The sequence below is a fragment of the Macellibacteroides sp. genome (assembly GCF_050251695.1).
GTDB classification, from domain to species: Bacteria; Bacteroidota; Bacteroidia; order Bacteroidales; family Tannerellaceae; genus Macellibacteroides; species Macellibacteroides fermentans.
The window spans coordinates 2,284-6,310 of sequence record NZ_JBFWMI010000130.1 but is presented as its reverse complement, the minus strand read 5'-3'; the positions used below and the strand labels follow the sequence as shown (position 1 = coordinate 6,310).

5 protein-coding genes are annotated in these 4,027 nt (G+C 36.7%); 2 read left to right on the top strand and 3 right to left on the bottom strand.

Translation table 11 applies throughout. The features are described 5' to 3' along the window. The first annotated feature begins 44 nt into the window (after positions 1–44). A complete protein-coding gene (locus tag AB7E53_RS13710) occupies positions 45–962 on the top strand; it encodes a hypothetical protein (RefSeq protein WP_420814892.1) in 918 nt (305 codons plus the stop codon). An 84-nt stretch (positions 963–1,046) separates the two neighbouring features. Here AB7E53_RS13710 and AB7E53_RS13705 read toward each other — a convergent pair whose 3' ends face one another. From AB7E53_RS13705 to AB7E53_RS13695, 3 genes are read right to left on the bottom strand one after another with little or no spacing between them, the layout of a single operon-like run. Further along, complete coding sequence (locus AB7E53_RS13705) at positions 1,047–1,811, bottom strand: metallophosphoesterase (protein WP_350455892.1); 765 nt, start codon at positions 1,809–1,811, stop codon at positions 1,047–1,049. Continuing rightward, positions 1,808–2,578: a hypothetical protein gene (locus tag AB7E53_RS13700; protein WP_446776295.1), complete on the bottom strand. Its 771-nt coding sequence runs from the start codon at positions 2,576–2,578 to the stop codon at positions 1,808–1,810. Before AB7E53_RS13700 ends, AB7E53_RS13705 begins: the two co-directional genes overlap by 4 nt. After that, positions 2,572–3,537, bottom strand: coding sequence for a hypothetical protein (locus AB7E53_RS13695; RefSeq protein WP_079683457.1), 966 nt, complete (start codon positions 3,535–3,537; stop codon positions 2,572–2,574). Before AB7E53_RS13695 ends, AB7E53_RS13700 begins: the two co-directional genes overlap by 7 nt. A 260-nt stretch (positions 3,538–3,797) precedes the next feature. Here AB7E53_RS13695 and AB7E53_RS13690 point away from each other — a divergent pair. Next, positions 3,798–4,027, top strand: a 230-nt coding sequence (locus AB7E53_RS13690; protein WP_446776293.1) for a hypothetical protein, incomplete at its 3' end; no start/stop codon positions are given.

The window sequence follows — 4,027 nt, the reverse complement described above, 5'->3', positions numbered from 1 at the left end:
AACTATAACATATCCGACATAAAGAAAATAAATTGAATTTTATTATGATAAACGAAGAGCTACAAAAACACATCACGGAATGTGAAAAAAAATACGGTCCGGCACCATCTCTTGAAGTACTCAATCAATGGATTGGTGAGTTTATGCAGAAACTTAACAATACCGGATTGCCTCAGTTTGAGGGTTATTCATCAACTGAAATGTTTGCAATTATTCATGGATTGTGGAATGAGAATTCTCCTGTTCAGATGCGAGAGTTATCTGAACAGGATTTCAATGCTATTCCTCTATTTTGTCAGATTAAATACATAACCGATGTTTTACATAGGGAGGGTAAAATCAAACTAACTTCTACAAAAGCAATACCTCCTAAGTTTGTCAAAGAGATGTATGAATTAGGTGTGCGTGATTGGATGATTGAAGAGGGGTATTCAAAACTAAGGAAGGAAGGCGATTCGCAATCTGTAGTCCTCACTCATATCTTACTTAAACTTATGAAAATAATAAAAGAGCAAAAAGGTGTGATGACTTTTACCAAATCCGGAGAGATGATTGCTAAAAATAATCAGAAGCTGTTTGAAGAGCTGCTTATGACTTTTACCAATAAATTCAATTTTGCCTACTTTGATGGCTACGAGAATGAATCTATTGGAGGGATGGCAAGTGGGTTTAGCTTTATTTTGTTGTCGAAATACGGGATTGAAAAACGCTCTTATAAATTCTATGCGGAGAAGTATTTCAAAGCATTCCCAGATTTACTAAAAGGTTTTGATTCTAACTATAGCACCATCAAGGAACAAGGAGCTCGTTGCTTTTCGCTACGTACATTTGAGCGGTTTATGCTTCATTTCGGATTAATTGAGTTTGAGGAAACAAAGCATCCTGAGAACGAAATATACATCACAAAGTCACAGCTATTCGATAAAATAATACAGGTTATACCTCCAAAAGATGACAAATAATACTTTTAGACTAGACATAGAACCATTCTTCGCGCAATAAAGCACGAACAGATGGAAGTATCTTTTGGACAAAAGTTTGGTATGCTAAACTTCAAAAAAAACTTCAGGATTAAACGACGCGTGTTCGCCGTGATGAACGTATCCCAATTGATTACAAAGCATTTTTGTGCCATTGATGTCGACTTCATTCACATTGGCATGTGAATGACCGTAGAGCCAGAAGTCTATTTCATTATCAAAAATAAAATCATGTAACTCGACAACGAAAGCCCTATTCAACGGACTGTTTTTGTACTGTTCAATGTTGCAGAGTTCGGTTGGCACATGATGTGTCATTACAATTTTCTTTGTTGACTTACTTTGCTGCAAAGCATTTTGCAGATAAGTCAGACAATATGCATGGATTTCATTGTAGTGCTCCGCACCAAACTTCTTTCCATTGTACACTATCCGTCTGCAATCTGCCATACCCATTTCAACTCCCCAAGCTTTATCTGGAGGAACGGGTGACCATAGTGTGGTAAAAAAGAGTTCTATATCAGCAATCACAAGCGACTGATTATTGCGATAACTGACATTCGGGCGAATTGCTTCCGTAAAGTTATCCAACGTATTTGCCAATTCATAGCCCCCATAGTATTCATGATTTCCGGGAACAATAAATGTCTGCTCAAAATTGTCCGCTGCCCAATCCCAAAAAGGATTTTTGTTTAACCTCCTGTCACCAATATAACTAATATCACCCGCCAATAAAAGAATATCACCTTTTACCGATAATCGATTTTCTTTCAAATATTTTGAGTTTTGTGAAAACTCCAAATGTAAATCGGATGCGTATTGAATCTTCATAATCCAAATGTTTTTTTGATTCTTTCGGTAAATACTTCAATGGTGATTTCGTTTCGTAAACCTAAATCTTTGCATAAACCTGCTGTTCCTATACCGTCTTTCCCGACCATCTCCAAAAACAACCTTAAATCCGTTTTCAGAGTTTCAGAAATTTCGTACGTATCACTATCGGTAAAAGTTGTAGCAATACGGAACACATCGTTTTTGTGCTTCGATATATCTTCGCTTCGCACTTGTTCGCCATTTGTTTTACGTACAGAATTGTTAATATACGCTTTCGCTTTTAGCAATACGACAGCTTCCCTATCAATAAAATTTAAATCATTCAACAGAATAGTATGCTGTACAGCATAATAATAGTACTCTTCGTCCATTAAAATAGCAGAGAAACTCGACAGATCTTCACCAATAGGAATCGGTATGAGGTGTACTCCTTTAGGCACTTTAATCATATCAGGCACTCTCGAAAACAGTTCTACCTGTAAAGGAAAACCTTCTGCCTTTGGCTTGATGAAACGATAAAATTGGGTTTTACCGGAGGATGTTTCCCACAATTCATACTGTCCTGCCCGCACAAACTCCCAAAAGCGATTAACAAAAGATTCATTCAATGCTTCTACAACAAGAATAGCATCAATATCTTTCGTTGCACGGGGATTCAAGTCTTTATCCGCCACTAATTCGTTACAGGCTGTTCCTCCTATAATAACATAGTTGTCTGCAAAATCCTTGAAATATATTCTGAATTTCACTAATCCTTTTACCATTTTCTATTATGTATTAACTCATTTATTTCTGCTGCCACCCGTTCATTGGTATCTTCCCTATAGCACAGATAGAGCGATAGTGGGTCTATATATCCGTTAATGCTCAATATGCGAGGGTTGTATTTCCACACTTCGATACGTACATCGCCTTCTAATTCGTCTATATATTCCCAATATTTTTTTTCTTTTAGTTCTTCAAATTCGGGTTTATAGATAGCGTAAGCCTCTTTCCCAGTTTCTGCGAGGAAAGTGTAGTGAGCCAGAGCAGCATCGCCCGATTGACAAAATTTTACTTTATCTTTTGAGTCGGCAAAAAACACTTTGCTGATTGGTTGTTGCATTTGGGGTTCTGCCATTGTCCATAACTGTTTTCTGTCTACTATAAATACCAAGCGCTTTTCTTTAGTGCCAATGATCTGACAAAGATTTTTAGACTTTAGTTCGGCAGCGATCTTTGTTATTGTTTTAGGTGTATAATCCAGTTTCTGGGCTATCTCTTTCAATGAGAATGGCTCTAAATATTCTTTTTGTAAATGATACAACAACAATAGTTGCGCAGATGGCGACAGGAGTTCTGGAAAAGAATGTACAGGCCTTGCATTTTCCGTCAAGCTTATTAGAAATTGCGGCAGGTATACTTGACTTTCAGGAACTATAAAGCCAATTTTCTCCTGAATCAACCGTCGTTTCAATTGAGAGCTTTGGTTGTCCATCACAAAGGCAACCGGCAAGTTCAATAGATTGGACATTGCTTGTGATTGCTTTTTTAACTGCCCAGCTGTTTTAAGATTCTCATCAACATAGGCAAGCACCAATTGATGCCCCTCTACCGTAAGCAAATAATAGTTGTAACCATATTCCAGATACATGGGTAACTTTTTCAACTGCGAGTCGGGAAGTTTTTCCAGATTTGCAGATAAGCCAACTGTTTCCTGTAGAAATTTTTGAATTCTCTTCATATAATTACCTCAATTTATCACGATTACCATATATAGGTAATCATTACAAATATAAGGTAATTATCTTTATTTGCAAAATTTATGAAAGAGATTTAATACTTACAATGTGTGACATAAATACCGTTTTCTTTTAATAGGTATTTGAGTGGGGCTATATACTTATAAGATGCTACATTTATATAAAGAGATATTTATTATACCCTGATTGTTCCTGATTCCCCTATTATTGGTCTATATTTGTCGCACAAAACAAATCTTTTATGCAAAAAACGATCAAATTATTAATTATGCTGACTGCAGTGGCGTGCGTATCACTGACAGTCAGGTCTCAGAGTGTAGAGGTAACAGGTATTAAAAAGCTTAATTCCACAACGGTTGAAGTTATTTGTAAGGATGGAAACAGGATAAGTTTCGATTTTTATGGAGATAATATCTTCCGCCTGTTCCGTGATATTCGCGGCGGATTGATCCGTAATCCGGAATCTAATCC